This window comes from Prosthecobacter sp. (assembly GCF_044378005.1).
GTDB lineage: Bacteria > Verrucomicrobiota > Verrucomicrobiia > Verrucomicrobiales > Verrucomicrobiaceae > Prosthecobacter.
In genome coordinates this window covers 1-13,597 of the sequence record NZ_JBILYB010000013.1, presented here as the reverse complement: position 1 = coordinate 13,597, position 13,597 = coordinate 1, and the positions used below count along the sequence as shown (strand labels likewise).

Sequence of the window (13,597 nt, the reverse complement as noted above, 5' to 3'; positions counted from 1 at the left end):
GGTGGAGGGTCAGGGAGCAGCGGGGCGGAGATTGGCGGGGAGGCTGGGACGATAGACGCTGAGAGTGAGGGGTGTTCCCTGAGACTCGGCGTTCGGGTTTTGCGAGATATTAACGGCGGCGGTGACGGCGGCAGCCTGCATGACGCCGAGGCTGGAAGGGTTTGTGGTGCCGGTCTGGATGATGCTGGGGGTGCCGTTGATGATCTGATTGAGCTGGGCGTTGTCGGCCTGGCTGGGCATGAGGTTGAGGACATCTTCAGGCCGGAGACCGAGCTGCCAGAGACGGCCCATGTTTTCTTGATAGTTACGCGTGACGGCCACGCGCCAGGTCATCTCCTCCTGGAGCATGAGGGTGCCGGTGAGGGAGACCATGGCCGACATGCCGATGGCAACGACGGTGGAGGCGGCGAGAACCTCGATGAGTGTGTAGCCAGCCCGGCAGAGGGTTGACGGTTGTTTTCCAAACCATCGCAAACAACGGTCAACCACAGTAAACGACTGTAAGCGGATTGGACTTCTGATCTTCACGGCGGTGTGGGGAGGAAGTAGGACTCGAGCCAGGCATCACGCGGGAGGAGGGAGGCGAAGCTGGGGCCGGCGGGGGTGAGAGTAGAGACAGAGGCATCCGAGACGAAGCGGAGACGGGAGAGGGAGGTGCCGTCAGCGGCATAGCGCTTGAAGGACCAGTTCGTCATGACGCCGCCGATCCAGCGGACGCTCTGGCTAAGACTTGATGGGAGCTTGAGAATGGTGAGCTGACCTTCATTGATGAAGACCATGCGCCAGTCGTGGGAGGCGATGCTGGCGGTGGAGCGGAGCCAGTTCATGTAAAGGCCGCGATTGGAGGGGCGGGCGACTTTGACTCCGACGACGAGACGGCGGTTGTTGTCATCGACCATGGTGATGTCGTTGAGAGGGCGGGACTCGTCTTTGTCGATGGCGATCATGATGGGCCGCATGGCACCGGCGGCCTCGAGGGTGGAGGAGCTGGTCTGGCCGAGGAGGACGATCTGGTCCACGGAGTTGCCACTGATGCGGAGGTGGGGAAGGTTAGGGTGATCCAGCCGGATGTAGAGGGTGCGGATGTAATTGAGGCTGAGACTGTAATCGAAGGGAGGATGGAGAGGCTGGTCGTCAGGATTGCCGGTGTGGTCTTCCATCCAGTAGGGAGAGGCGGATGTGCCAGTGTGGGAGAACACATCGATTTCGACAAAGGAGCCACGTCCGGCGAGTTGCTCGCGCTCCATGAAGTGCCAGAGAGAGTTGTCGGGATTAAGGTCGTTATTGACGACGTTGAGGTAACCAGCAAAACGGTCGGCGGTGGTGGCGGAGACGGGACCCGTGGTGCTGGGGACAGCGGGAAGATTGGAGGGGAGGAGCTTGACTGGGTCGCCGTTGGAGTCGGTGGTGGTGCCGAGGATGGCGCGCGAGTTATAACTATCGTGAGACTGGATGTAGAGGGAGCGCGTGTAGAAGGGCAACTGCATCGGACTGGGCGTGGTGCGGGCGAAGAAGGAGGCATTGTCGCGGATGACGGTGCGACCCTCGACGGTCCAGAGAGTGTTGCTGACAGCGGTGCTGTTGGCCTCGATCTGGCGGCTGTTGTAGGTGCCACCTTCGGGTTTGCGGAAGTAGGTGAGCAGGTCTCCGGCGAGCACCGGGCAGTAGGTTTTCAGGAAAAGGTAGGCATTGAAGTCATCGACATTAGTGAGGGCGGAGGGACGCTTGAGCTGCTCTGTGCTGAGGTAGCTGCTCATGGGCCTCATGCCGGTGTAGTTGTAGGGGAAGACACTGGTCATGGCACCCGGTGTGCGGGTGGAGGTGTAGATGTTCAGAGCGCTCCAGCCATCGTGACTGCTGAGGCCGCCGAAGCTGGCTCCGAGGGTGCCGGAGGTGCCGGAGGAGAGATTGCTGCCGGGATCGAAGGCCTTCTCCAAAGCACACTGCCAGGCGAACTGACGCGAGTTTTCCACGGAGAGGCGGCGCTTCAAGACCGTCTCCATGAAACCGACCTGGGTGCTGCGAGCGCTGAGGAGGGAGACCCAGGCGGTCATGAACATGCCGCTGACGATCATGAGCAGCAAGGCGGCGGCCATGAGGGCACCACGATGAGACTTGAATCGACTTGGGATAGAGATGCGCATGAGGCGTCAGAGAGTGGGGAACATGGGCACGGTGAACATGTAGGAGGTGCTGCCTCCCATGTGGTTGTAGGCATGGCGTGGATCACGCGGATGCAGGCTGGAGGAAGTGCGGCTGAAGTTTCGTGCACCGGGATCAGGCCACCAGATGAAGTAAAAGGGTCGCTCGGCAGCGCGCTTGAAGCGGTCGATCTCCGTGCTCTCCACCCAGGCCAGACGTGTGGCACGCTCGAAGGTGATGAAGAGCGGGGTGAACCCATCGGAAGCCCACTGCTCGGGACGATAAGGATCTGGATCTGGAATGGAGGGAGGATAAAACACCTCATAACCGCCGGAGAAAGCGAGTGGTAGAGTGGTGCCGAGGGGATTGTCGGTGTAGCGTTTCACGCTGGCGTAGAAGCCTTGGGGCTCGTTGCTGGCGGTGTAGCGGATGACATCAAGGTCATAGAGGGCGAGGACCTTGAGCTTGTTTTCCACCTTGCTGAAGCCGAGGATAAAGATGCTGGCATTCTCCGAGGGCGTGGTGGCGGTGGTGTTGAGCGGATTGCGATAGTCACGGTACGGGAAGGTGGCCGGACGACCAAGGATCTGGTAGAGGTGATCACGGAACTTCTGCGGAGTGTCGAGTTCACCATGCTGCACCGGGTTGTAGGAGATGGTGTGGGGTTTGTAGGTGTTCACGCCAGCACGAGGGAGACAGAAGACGGCCGTGGCACCGAGAGTGTCGGAGAGAAAGGACTCACGCAGTTCCTCGGCCTGTGCCATCATGCCGTAACTCGGTGCCGTGACGACATTGCGGCTGGTACCCGTGGCTCCTGGGTAGGCAAAGGCGGCCTGCCGGGCGGCCCCCAACTCCACAGTGACGAGCGCGGCGACTCCTGTGCGCATGCGCACCAGTGTGCAATAACCAACGACGATGCTGCCAAGAATGACCGCCCCGAGCGCGAGCACGGTCAGCAACTCCATGGCAGTGAAGCCTGAAGCTGAGGTGCGCCGAACTGGAGGAGTCTGCTTCATTGACCTTTGGCGGCATGATTGCCGAAGAGCATTCTCAGCACGGAAGCTTCAGGGACGTTGGGCGGAGGTGCAGACTTGCTGCTGCTGCGGGTAGTGGAGGGCTCCGAAGAAGTAGGCTTGTCATCCATGGCGACGGCCTTGACCGGCGGTGAATCACTCGGCAAAGGGCGGCTGACGACCTCCTCACGGGTGAAGGCGGAAATGCCGTCCATCTTCATGGTCCCGATCCCTCCCCCCGTATCTGCGCCAGGGCTTGGCATTTGGTAGCGCACTCGTGGAGAGACATCGACGTCGATGACAAAAGGCTTCGGCGGCAGGCCTGTGGGCTTCTTTTCCACCCAAACCATCTCGATCTGTGTGGGGCTGATGGACTTCACCTTTAACTTCACCTGCTGGTCCGGCAGCACGTCAGGCACCATTTGCCCGGCCTCAAGCCTCATGCTGCCGAGCATGACACGCATGCCCTCAGGACCGTTGCCACCGCCCTTCGCATGCATTTGAAGCAGCCTGTCACGAACACGGTTCTCCTCGGTGTCGCCCTCCTTTTCATTCTGATCGGCGGCGGCTTCGAAGGGGTTGTTTTCCTCGGGTTTGATGAGTTCGGGAGTCTTTTCCTCAGGCAGGAAGAGCGTGTACTGGACACGCTCTTTGACATCCTCGCCCGCATCGACCAGGGACTGCTCCTGGGCCATGACTGCCGAAGCCAGGAGTAAGGTCATTAAAGTGATCAGAATAGGTTTCATGGTAAGAGATCAGGCTTTCTTTTTCTTGTCTGCTGGATCCGTGAGGTCAGCGCCGACATCGACGATGGGAGTCTCAATGGTCACATCCAGGCGGAGCTGGCGGACCGTACTGCCGCCCGTGATGTTGCAGGAGGTGACTCGTGCGAGTGGCAGACGCTTTTCGATGTCGCCAAACCAATTGAGCACTTTTGAGTATTCGTCCTCCACGACAAGGGTGGTCAGCACGACCTTGGGGATGAACTTGTCACTGCGGTTTGCCTTGAGCTCACTTTTACGGGAGCGCACGAGGGTAATGCTGCGGTCCCGCAGGCTGATGTCGAAGGCGCTCTCAATCTCCTGCTCGGTCTGGATTTTATCTGCGTGCGGTGTCCATGAACTGAGGAAGCGGCGGAGATCCTCGGTCTCCACCTTTGTCTTGGCAGTCGCTATCTCCGCCAGCTTGAGAGCCGACTCGGCAGCAGTGGCTGCATCCATGGCTGCGGTGGCCTCATCTTTCATGGCAGTGACCTTTTTATGCACGATCTGGCCGCAGTAGGTGACGATGCCGATGAAGACCATCAGCACGACGCAGGCAAGTTGTTTGGAATTCATGTGGGTGGGATTCCTTTGAGTTTATTGTTCCTGCCGCACGAGCGTGGAGCGGTATTCGATGGCTTCCCCCTCCTTGCTCTGCTGGGGTGAAAATGAGCGATACTGCAATCTGGAAATGCCTGTCTCCAACAGCCCGATCTCGGAGGCGGAACCGCCATTGATGCGCAGAGAGAGAGACAGATTCCCCGGCACCTGCTCACTGCGTTCGATGGTCAGATCAGACAACCGTACTTCCGGTGGCATGGCCCGGGCAATGGCAGCGGTGATGGGCTGCACGTTGCGTGCGCCCTCGATCCATTTGGCGAGCTTCTCCGCCTTCTCGGTTTCAGCATCGAGCTTGGCCTTTTCCTCCTGAAAGCGCCGAGTCCCCTCATCATGCTGGGTTTTGCTCGCCTCGGCCTCGATCTTTTCTTTCTGGGCCTGCTTGTATGCCAGCCAGTCCATGGTCATGAAGTAGGCCGCTCCGACAAGGGAGAGATAGAATAGCAGAGGGATGGCCTTGAAGGTGTCCGGCAGACGCTTGGATGTGTCATTGCGCGGTGTTTTAAAATCGTGGCAGATGATTTCGCTCATGGCAGTTGGTGGTTTGGGGCTTAGTGGGTGCCGAGGATTGTCCAAAGAAGATCATCCTGTGACATGTCGTTGGCTCCGAGCTTTTCGAGATGTGACATCAGCTCGCTGCGGAACTTGAGATCCTGCCCATCACTGATGAAATGCACCGGACTTCCCTGGGGAAGTTTTTGAATGAGCGGCGTGATGATCTGAAGCGATGTCTCGATGGCATCTGGCCCCAGACCACTGCGGCAGCGCAATTCTTTCCAGACGCCATCCTGCTGGACAAGGACGGCGATGGAGCCTTCACAAGCCGCGATGATGGCGAGGTTGGCAGGCGCTCCACCACGCTTGATGCTATAGACTTCTCCCACGGCGTGCTCAAGGATGGCGAAGAGCCCGCAGCAGACTCGCCCGGTGCGCAGCCCGATGTTTTTGAGCACGTCCTCGGTAGTCTTTACCATGCTCTCCTCGCAGGCGAGAAGCATGCTGGCCGTGGTCTCTGGGTGGTGGCACATGGCATAACGTTTGCCGCGGTCATACTTCGGTCCGAGGACGGCGCGGGGATTGGTGCGCAAGAGGCTGGTGACGTTGTCCCCGCGCATCATGTTGTTCTCGAGGCTGATGATGAAGCGGTTGTTCACGCTGAGCGCGCACCACCCGCCCTCGACCATCTGGCGCCACTCGTCGGCTCGCTGGGGGGCGATGTCTGAGAACTCGCCCTCCATGACGCCACCGTCTTCGAAACGGCCCTTTTTGTTGATGGCGCGCCAGCTCGTCTGACTGCGGCTGACATTGATGAGCAGGGATTTGTGCCCCTCAAAACGCTTCGCCCAGGAGACGTTGGAGTCATCTGGCTCGGGTTTGAATGCCGCGAAGGTGAGTACGGATTTAATTTCAGCTAATAGCATAAATGGAGGTCAGGTTTTCGCGTTGGAGGTAGTCATAGACTTCGTGTTCGGCGTAGCCGCTCTTCTTCGGCTGTGTGGGCTTCCAGCCGTCACCCATGCGGTTGTTCAAACAGCGCTCGAAGCTGAGCATGCCGCGAGTGAAACCAGCTTCGAGCTCCTGCTCAAGGTTCTTGAACTCGCCACGGCGGATCATGCCGCAAACCGAGTCATAGGGCAGAAGCAGCTCGTGGATGGGGAAGCGTTTGCCGCGTGATTCATCAAACAAGAGACGCTGGCAGAGAATGCCACGGAAGCTGTCCGCAAAGGATAGCATGGCATTCTCCATGCGATCACTGGGGATGAGTTTTAAATAGCGCTGCACGGTCTGGGCCGCGCTGGAGGTATGCAGTGTGGCCACGACGACATGTCCGGTCTCAGCTGCCTGAAGAGCGATCTCAGCAGTCTCGCCATCTCGGATTTCCCCCACCAAAATCACATCAGGCGCCTGGCGCAAGGCTGCGCGCAGAGACTTGCTAAAGTCCAGCTCATCCGTGCCGATTTCGCGCTGAGAGACGAGTGAGGGGATGCCGGAAGGATAGACGAATTCGACCGGGTCTTCGAATGTGAGCACATGCTCCTGACGCCGCTTTGCTCGTTCGAGGATCATCGAGGCAATCGTGGTGGACTTACCAGAACCTGTGGCCCCACAGACGAGAAAGAGCCCGTTCTTCGCTTCCAGGAAAGCTTTGATGGCAGCAGGTGGCACCATGAGCTTGCTGATATCAGGAATGCTTTCCGGCAGCAGACGCATGACCCAGCGCGGGCGTCCGCGCGTGACCATGCGATTCACACGATAGCGCCGGTTGCCCAGTGCGAGCGCGTAGTCAATACAGCCGGCTGTAAACTCCAAAGGGCGCTCGGGTTGGTAGATGAAGGAGTCGAAGAAGAGCTTGCCGTTGCGTTTATAGGTCAGCGGTTCCCATGGGGTGATGTAAAAGTCACTGACTCCCGAGTCCTTCGAAAGGTGAAGCATTCGGTAACCAAGCTGACTGCGTTCGTTGATGTCTTCCATGATGCTGATAGAGGGTGGTGAATTAGCGGTCGCTGACGAATCTGGCGCGGAGTTCGGCCGTCGCAGAGGAGCCTTCGTAAACGAGGAATTGATTGCCACGGGAGATGCCCGCGCCTGGATCAAGCGTAGCCCAGCCGAGTTCGAGCCTGTAAGTGACCCCATCGACCAGCACGGTGAAATCGGTGCTCGGATTGCGCAGCTCGACGATGTCGGCACTGGCAGTGCGATCCGAGGTGTTTTCGGTGCTGATCAAACCAAGATTCACATGCACGACCCCGGTTTGTGCGGGATCGGCAATGTTGAGATTGATACTCAGCGTAACTCCATCCGCCTCGCTGCTGTAGAAGGTGGTGCCATTAAGCATGACCAGCCCACCGAGTGGGAACCATGTATTCGGAATGATTGAGTCAAAGGGCTTCCTCGTGAAGCTCAGCACATTCTCTGTGCCTGCATCGAGAAACTCACCGTTGCCGAGATCCAGCTTGGTGTTCCCATGTTTGAAAGTGGAGTTATCCACCCCGTTGGCGGTTTCGGTGAGCAATCCAGATCCCCCCGTGGCATTTCCCCAGGTGCCAGTGCTCGTGCCAGTAAAGCCTGACACGAGGCGGTAGTATTTCGCATTCCTGGAGTTGCTGTCAGAGTAGCCGGTGGTGTCGATCGCGAAATTTTTCGCCACCACGACATCGGATGGGGTCAACGAGATGGGGATGCCCAGATAAGGCTCCCAGCCACCGCCATTCTTCTGAAAGCGCAATTGAGAGATCGTCCCACCTGGAGCGCCATTCGGACTAATAGTGACAGTCGTGGGAAAAGTAGCATACGAAAAGGTGCCGCCTGAAGGCGAAATGCTGGGTGATGGCAGACGCACAGGATCGGGTGTGCCGCCACCTCCTCCCCCGCCGCCGCCACCACCACCGCTTCCGCCATCATCGCCGCCACCAGCATCCGGTGGTGGAGCCACCGGCACAGCCTCGTCTGGATCAAACATGTCAGTACTGCCATCTCCGCTTGTTCCACCTGGATTCTGATAGGCAATGGCTGCGGAGGCACCTGCGCCCCCCCAGATCCAGCCTCGCGAGCTGGCGTTATATTTGACACGACCAGCCCTTCTGTTGGAGTCTGTCCCGTACTCTGTATTTCGAAGTGCCTCATCAAAGGTGAACTCAGACACCGCCTGGCCTCCTGCCGTTGTCAGTTCGAAACGCTCGGTTCGCGTATTCCATTGGGCGCGTGGTTTCCCGTCTGTATTGGCAGCGTTGGTGATTGTGGCCCTCAGTCTTGTGTCCACCAATCTTCCCGAAACCGCTCCTGTATGCGTTTGCCAGTCTGCTTGCGCTCGAGTCCTCTTCAATCTGTCGATCACAGCCTGTGGACTTGTGAGACCGGTGAGGGAGCCCCCATCCGCCAGATACATGGCCACATGATGATTCAACGCAGAGACGTCAGACAACAGCTTGGTATCCATCACAGCCACTTTTTGCTTACCGACCATGGTGACAGCCACCGTCGCCAGAACTCCCAGAATGGCGATCAGCATGACAACCTCCACGAGCGAGAAGGCCCGCCTCAAGGCAGACAAACTCACCCGAGGGCGGCATGAGCTAAAGTTTGATGACGCGAGGTTCATATGACTTTCGGTGAATAGTTAATAATAATGAAGCTTCACCCCTAATGCAACTAAATACCATAAATACCACATTGATAGGATGTATCTCAAATCGAATCACTATGGATTAAGGATGTTTTGATCATTTAATTGTGAAAGTGATAAATTTCGTTTGAGCTAATTCATTAGTTTAATTATGTTTTCCATATTTTTCACAATATGAGCCACTCCTCCACTTTCCGCCCACTGCTTCTCGGGGCCTGTTTTGCGCTCTGCCATTTTTGCAGTGCACAGGTGTTCTTAGACCCCAATGGTCAGTCCAGCGCACAGTATGAAGCCATGGCTTCAGGTTTGCGGCAGGCACAGGCCACTCAGTATGACTTCTCTCAAGCCATGCTTGGTGACGTGATCCGCTTCCTCGCCACAGATTCCGGTGTGCCCTTCATCTCGTTGCCTCAGGACAGTCCTGAAGCAGCAAAACTAACCACCTTTTCCATCAAGGCAAGCCCGTTTGCTGTTCTGGAAACCGTCTGCCGCGCCAATGGACTCTCGGTCATTTTTGAAAATGGCATCTTCTATTTCCGCCCATCGGATGACCGCGAACTCATCGGCAAATCCTACATCATCAAAAACAACTCCGCCGAGCGTGTGGAAAAAATCAGCACCAACGGTGGCGGTAGTAGCAGCAGTGGTGGTAGCAGCGGCGGGGGCGGAAGTGGCGGGGGCAGCGGTGGTGGTGCTGGCGGCCTCAACGGCGGCGGCTTGAGCCTGCAAGGCATGCAGGAGACTTTCGCCCTGAAACCCAGCGAGATCATCCGCGACATTCGTGACCTGCTCGGACTACCACCGGATGATCTGGGCGGCGGAGCTGACTCGTTTGCAACTCCATCAGGACCTCAGGGCATGGCAGACGTCGCGAAGGCATGGAACTCCAATGAACTGAGCAGCTTCCGCAAACCCAAGATCATCTGGAAGTCTGATTCCAACACACTCTACGTCGTCGCGACTCGGCTTCAGCACATGTGGGTGGAAGGTTATCTAGAAGCTGCGGACAAACCGCAGCCGCTCATCGCCCTGGAGGTTAAATTCATCGAGACCTCCCGCGATCCGAAACGCGAATTCGGCATCGACTGGGGCGGTACATTTGAGCAGGGCACCTTCAATCAAGCCACCGACGTGTCCCAGGACGTCAACGAAGATGGCAGCACCAACACGACCGTCAAATTCGAGCAAATCGGGACCAACGGCGGTTACCGCACCGACCTCTCCAATCTCTGGACCGACACGAATCTGAACCTCGCCAAAGGAGCCCTCGGCTGGCCCGCACTCGGCATTCTCAGTGCCCAAGACATCAATGTGAAACTCCGCGCCATGCTCCGCGATGAAGAGACTCAGACCACGTCCTACCCACGCATGGTCACGCTGAACAACCGCGAAGTCGCCATCCGTGCGGTTGTAAACCAGCCTGTGCTCGACGGCCAGTCCAGTTCCACTGTCGGAGCCGGAGCCACCACCGCGCAGAGCGTCACCTACCTCCCGATTGGTACCGTCCTCAACATCCTACCCAAGCGCATGGACGGTGATAAAATCCTCATGAACATGGCCGTCACCGTCTCCAGCATCGTCGGCACTGAAGTCATCGGCGGCAATCCCTACCCCATCGCATCCTCGCGCCTCTACTCAGCCCCCGTCGAGGTAGATTCTGGCTACACCGTGGCCGTCGGCGGACTCGATGAAGCCCGCGAGAGCGAGGGCAAAGCAGGCATTCCCTTCCTTCAGGCCATCCCTCTCATCGGCAAGGCATTCAGGTATGACAGCAAGAGCAAGAACCACAAAAACCTCATGCTCTTCATCACTCCGACCATTATTGATGCGCGTAATGGCGGACTACCCGCAGAACCCCAGGCTGTCATCCCCCAGCGTCCTGGCAATCAGTTGCCCAAGATCCCCCAGGTCGATCCGAACTCAGGCAGCCTCGTTGGCGGAGTCGAAGCCCTGCCCAATGCCATCTCCTATTTGGAACGTGAAACAGACATCCTCCATCACACCATCTATGAGAGCCGCATCACCGCTGACGAAAGTCGCAAGCTGCGCGAACTCAAGATCGCCATCGATCAGATGGCCGCAAACTGCGCAAACCTCCGTCTGAGTTCACCCGACCAGATCGCCGTCATCGACACTCACCATCAGCGTGTCATGAAATTGCAAAAGCGGCACCAGGAGCTGGCAAGGCTGATGTTCAGCAAAAAATACCGCTGATCCCAGGTTTTCGCCTTTGCTGCAAGTTCACTCTCGGGTTGTGGTCTCTCACAACGCTCTCCTTTCATGCGTCCATCCACACGCCCCAGATCACCTGACAAAACCGCGCGCGTCCTCACGCGTTGGCATGGCATGGGCGCCCTCCTTGCCGCCGTCTTTTACAGTCTCTTCTTTGCCGCCCACCTGAAATTTCAGGACACCCCCATCTATATCCGGGATGGCAGCATCTTTGGTGCAGCCACGCAGACTGTGTTTCAGGATCTCACTGCAGATCGCCTTGGAGCTCATGGCAAAATCAGCCCGCTTCATCCTGCCTTCACCCTCCTGCATCAGCCGCTCGCCCAGATCATGATCAAAGGATGGAAGTTCATCGGCCAGGATCTCGGCAGCGCCCAAAAGCATGGCGTCGCCTTCCTCACCTGTCTGGCCGCCGCACTCACCGTCGTCATGGTCTATCATGCGCTCCTGTGGTCAGGCTCGGGCAATCTACACAGCATCCTGCTCGCCATGACTTTCGGCACCGGCACTTGTGCCCTCATCATGGCCCCCTTGCCGGAGACCTGGATCTTTGCTGGCCTCGGCGTCGCCTCACTCATCGCAGTGACCGCACGCGGCGCGCTCGTGCATCCAGCCTGGCATGTCGCCGCCGCTGTCTATGCGATGAGCTGCTTCATCGGCAATGTCATCCCCTGCCTCATCATGGCCATGACGCGTTGTGCCCAGGACCGCCTTCAAAACGGCAGCTTCAACGTGCGCCCCATCCTCATCACCCTCGCCGCCTTCACCCTCACCTTCGGCCTCGCCAATCTTCAGCGCCAGATCTACCCCACCTCCACTCCCTTGCCGAAAAGCTGGAATGACTGGCAAAGCCTGCGCAGTGACTGGGAAGCCACACGCGACACCCAGGCTCTCGTCGCGCGCGAAGTCTTCGTCTCCAACATCGTCGCCCCCGACTACGCCACCAGGGAACTGGACCGCACTCGCAGCAAAGTCGTGCTCCAGGCTCCCGAATGGTCCGCCCTTGGACTTCAGCGCGGCCTCAGTGGCGGCTGGCTCCTCATCCTCGCTCTCGCCTTTGCCGGCATCGTTTGGCGCGCGCAGATCGAACCCTTCACCCTCGGCGTCATCGGCGTCCTCATCTGGAGCATCGCCACCGTCAGTTGGTATGGCCGTCAGGATCACCTCCTCCTCTACGCCTGCCTCTGGACCTCCGTCGTCGTCATCGCGGCCGGACTCGGGCTCGACCGCGCCCTCCAGCATTGGAAAAAACTCACCGTCCCCGTCACCCTCATGCTCGCCATCTTCGTCAGCGCCCTAGTCACGCGGAACTGGCTCTTCATCCTCGATGTCGTCGCCGCTCCGGGGCGCTAAGCCCCGCTCCATCACGAGCGCTTCCGCGTCAGCATGATCTCATTGCCCTCCGTGTCCACGCACATCGCCAGATGCGGCGGTTCATCATCCTCTGGCTCAGGCTCGCGCGTCAGTTGACCGCCCGCCTGCACGATCTCCGCTGCACCGGCCATCACATCCGCCACCTGGAAGCTCAGCCCCGTCCATGTCCTGCCACCTTCACCACCGCCGTGGATGCCGATGATCCCCTCCCCGATGCGCACCTCGCTGATGTAATCATTCCGCTTCAGCAGCTCTCCCCCGAAGACCTCCTGATAAAACTTCACCGCCCGTGCCATATCCACAGCCCAGATCACATACTTCACGCGTTCGACATTCATAAGCGTGGCATCTCGCACAGGACCGCCGCTCACGATAGCACAGACTTCACTCCTCTACCGGCTCTGCCACCACCGCCGCCTTCGGCACCGATCTCAGCGCCGTCCCGACGATCATTGATGAAATCCCCGGCTTCCATTGATACCCCACCCCGAAAGGCAGATCCCCCACCGGCTGCTGCCCAAAAGCCGCTCTCAGATCCCCCTGATCGTGCTGTTTGAAAAGATTGATCGGCCCCACATAGTTCCCGTACAGCCCCATCATCCATTCCTTTTGCTGGAAATGCCGCCACGGGATGCCGCTGTCATCCTGCATCACATTGCGTGTCGAGTTCAGCAGGAAGTCCCGCACCGTCGAAAACTCATTCATGTGCATCAGATACGACGCCGCCTTCACCAGCGCATTCCCCTGCCCCTGCTTCGCACAAAAAGCCATGAAGCCCGGATTGTCCTGGATGCCCCAGTTCGAAAGATCCGTCTGGAAGTAATACAACGTCTGCACCTTCCCAGTCGTCCCCATAAAGACCACCTTCACCCCCGGCGTCTTTGATTTCTCCGTCGTCAACCCGCCAGCCGCATCCAGCTTCACCAGCTCCACACTCGTGATCACACACCCGGCGCGTGCCAGAAACACCATCATCACCGGCAAAGTCCCGCTCAGTTGCGTCGCCGCCAGATCATTCTTCATGTCCGCCGTGATAAAGAAGCTGTAGCTCAGGATCGCATTTAGCGACTTCCGCAGATTCCCCAGAGCCGCCGCCCGCACCCCAGGCTTCAGCCCCGCCACATTCGGCACCTCCCCTACCGGCTCGCGACCACACAGAATGTAGGTCGAAGCATTGGGATAAAACGCATGCGCATACAGCATGTCCGGTCCGCTGAACATGTAGAAAAGCGGGCTAGGGTCCGCATAAATGTAGCTGAGCGAGGTCGGCATCCACACACGGATCGGCCCCAACTGCCGCGACTCCACATCCAGCCATGCCTGCTGAAAAGCCG

Annotated in this window: 13 protein-coding genes; 2 read left to right on the top strand and 11 right to left on the bottom strand. The window is 58.4% G+C overall.

What is annotated here, in order from left to right:
• Window positions 1-9: 9 nt before the first annotated feature.
• Genes AC6FTP_RS04705 through AC6FTP_RS04665 form a run of 9 tightly spaced genes read right to left on the bottom strand, consistent with a single transcriptional unit; the run spans window position 10 to window position 7,994 of the window.
• Window positions 10-474, bottom strand: a complete 465-nt coding sequence (locus AC6FTP_RS04705; RefSeq protein WP_497205747.1) for a prepilin-type N-terminal cleavage/methylation domain-containing protein — start codon at window positions 472-474, stop codon at window positions 10-12.
• 50 nt (window positions 475-524) lie between these two features.
• The gene (locus AC6FTP_RS04700) at window positions 525-2,144 is read right to left on the bottom strand and encodes a hypothetical protein (protein WP_497205746.1); all 1,620 of its coding nucleotides are present in this window, start codon (window positions 2,142-2,144) and stop codon (window positions 525-527) included.
• Between the two features lie 6 nt (window positions 2,145-2,150).
• On the bottom strand, window positions 2,151-3,158 hold the full coding sequence (locus AC6FTP_RS04695) for a pilus assembly FimT family protein (RefSeq protein ID WP_497205745.1): 1,008 nt from the start codon (window positions 3,156-3,158) through the stop codon (window positions 2,151-2,153).
• Window positions 3,155-3,877 (bottom strand): hypothetical protein, encoded by a 723-nt coding sequence (locus AC6FTP_RS04690; protein WP_497205744.1) that lies wholly within the window; start codon window positions 3,875-3,877, stop codon window positions 3,155-3,157. The genes AC6FTP_RS04695 and AC6FTP_RS04690 overlap by 4 nt, the downstream gene beginning before the upstream one ends.
• 33 nt (window positions 3,878-3,910) lie before the next feature.
• On the bottom strand, window positions 3,911-4,492 hold the full coding sequence (locus tag AC6FTP_RS04685; protein WP_497205743.1) for a hypothetical protein: 582 nt from the start codon (window positions 4,490-4,492) through the stop codon (window positions 3,911-3,913).
• 21 nt (window positions 4,493-4,513) lie between these two features.
• Window positions 4,514-5,065: a hypothetical protein gene (locus tag AC6FTP_RS04680; RefSeq protein WP_497205742.1), complete on the bottom strand. Its 552-nt coding sequence runs from the start codon at window positions 5,063-5,065 to the stop codon at window positions 4,514-4,516.
• Between the two features lie 20 nt (window positions 5,066-5,085).
• The gene (locus AC6FTP_RS04675; RefSeq protein ID WP_497205741.1) at window positions 5,086-5,955 is read right to left on the bottom strand and encodes a hypothetical protein; all 870 of its coding nucleotides are present in this window, start codon (window positions 5,953-5,955) and stop codon (window positions 5,086-5,088) included.
• Entirely contained in the window at window positions 5,942-7,006 is a 1,065-nt protein-coding gene (locus AC6FTP_RS04670) for a type IV pilus twitching motility protein PilT (RefSeq protein WP_497205740.1), read from the bottom strand. Before AC6FTP_RS04670 ends, AC6FTP_RS04675 begins: the two co-directional genes overlap by 14 nt.
• A gap of 22 nt (window positions 7,007-7,028) precedes the next feature.
• On the bottom strand, window positions 7,029-7,994 hold the full coding sequence (locus AC6FTP_RS04665) for a choice-of-anchor K domain-containing protein (RefSeq protein ID WP_497205739.1): 966 nt from the start codon (window positions 7,992-7,994) through the stop codon (window positions 7,029-7,031).
• 837 nt (window positions 7,995-8,831) lie between these two features.
• Here AC6FTP_RS04665 and AC6FTP_RS04660 point away from each other — a divergent pair.
• Together AC6FTP_RS04660 and AC6FTP_RS04655 are read left to right on the top strand one after the other, a co-directional pair.
• Complete coding sequence (locus tag AC6FTP_RS04660) at window positions 8,832-10,871, top strand: type II secretion system protein GspD (RefSeq protein WP_497205738.1); 2,040 nt, start codon at window positions 8,832-8,834, stop codon at window positions 10,869-10,871.
• A gap of 132 nt (window positions 10,872-11,003) precedes the next feature.
• Window positions 11,004-12,242, top strand: a complete 1,239-nt coding sequence (locus AC6FTP_RS04655) for a hypothetical protein (RefSeq protein ID WP_497205737.1) — start codon at window positions 11,004-11,006, stop codon at window positions 12,240-12,242.
• A gap of 11 nt (window positions 12,243-12,253) precedes the next feature.
• On the opposite strand, the gene AC6FTP_RS04650 is transcribed toward AC6FTP_RS04655, so the two are convergent.
• Window positions 12,254-12,601: a VOC family protein gene (locus AC6FTP_RS04650; protein WP_497205736.1), complete on the bottom strand. Its 348-nt coding sequence runs from the start codon at window positions 12,599-12,601 to the stop codon at window positions 12,254-12,256.
• Between the two features lie 46 nt (window positions 12,602-12,647).
• Window positions 12,648-13,597, bottom strand: a 950-nt coding sequence (locus AC6FTP_RS04645) for a hypothetical protein (protein WP_497205735.1), incomplete at its 5' end; no start/stop codon positions are given.

What these genes read in the sequence shown, in the direction of transcription:
- AC6FTP_RS04700 (WP_497205746.1), bottom strand. Translation starts at nt 2,144, where the DNA reads ATGCGCATCTCTATCCCAAGTCGATTCAAGTCTCATCGTGGTGCCCTC.
- AC6FTP_RS04695 (WP_497205745.1), bottom strand. Translation starts at nt 3,158, where the DNA reads ATGAAGCAGACTCCTCCAGTTCGGCGCACCTCAGCTTCAGGCTTCACT.
- AC6FTP_RS04690 (WP_497205744.1), bottom strand. Translation starts at nt 3,877, where the DNA reads ATGACCTTACTCCTGGCTTCGGCAGTCATGGCCCAGGAGCAGTCCCTG.
- AC6FTP_RS04685 (WP_497205743.1), bottom strand. Translation starts at nt 4,492, where the DNA reads ATGAATTCCAAACAACTTGCCTGCGTCGTGCTGATGGTCTTCATCGGC.
- AC6FTP_RS04680 (WP_497205742.1), bottom strand. Translation starts at nt 5,065, where the DNA reads ATGAGCGAAATCATCTGCCACGATTTTAAAACACCGCGCAATGACACA.
- AC6FTP_RS04675 (WP_497205741.1), bottom strand. Translation starts at nt 5,955, where the DNA reads ATGCTATTAGCTGAAATTAAATCCGTACTCACCTTCGCGGCATTCAAA.
- AC6FTP_RS04670 (WP_497205740.1), bottom strand. Translation starts at nt 7,006, where the DNA reads ATGGAAGACATCAACGAACGCAGTCAGCTTGGTTACCGAATGCTTCAC.
- AC6FTP_RS04665 (WP_497205739.1), bottom strand. Translation starts at nt 7,994, where the DNA reads ATGTTTGATCCAGACGAGGCTGTGCCGGTGGCTCCACCACCGGATGCT.
- AC6FTP_RS04660 (WP_497205738.1), top strand. Translation starts at nt 8,832, where the DNA reads ATGAGCCACTCCTCCACTTTCCGCCCACTGCTTCTCGGGGCCTGTTTT.
- AC6FTP_RS04655 (WP_497205737.1), top strand. Translation starts at nt 11,004, where the DNA reads ATGGGCGCCCTCCTTGCCGCCGTCTTTTACAGTCTCTTCTTTGCCGCC.
- AC6FTP_RS04650 (WP_497205736.1), bottom strand. Translation starts at nt 12,601, where the DNA reads ATGAATGTCGAACGCGTGAAGTATGTGATCTGGGCTGTGGATATGGCA.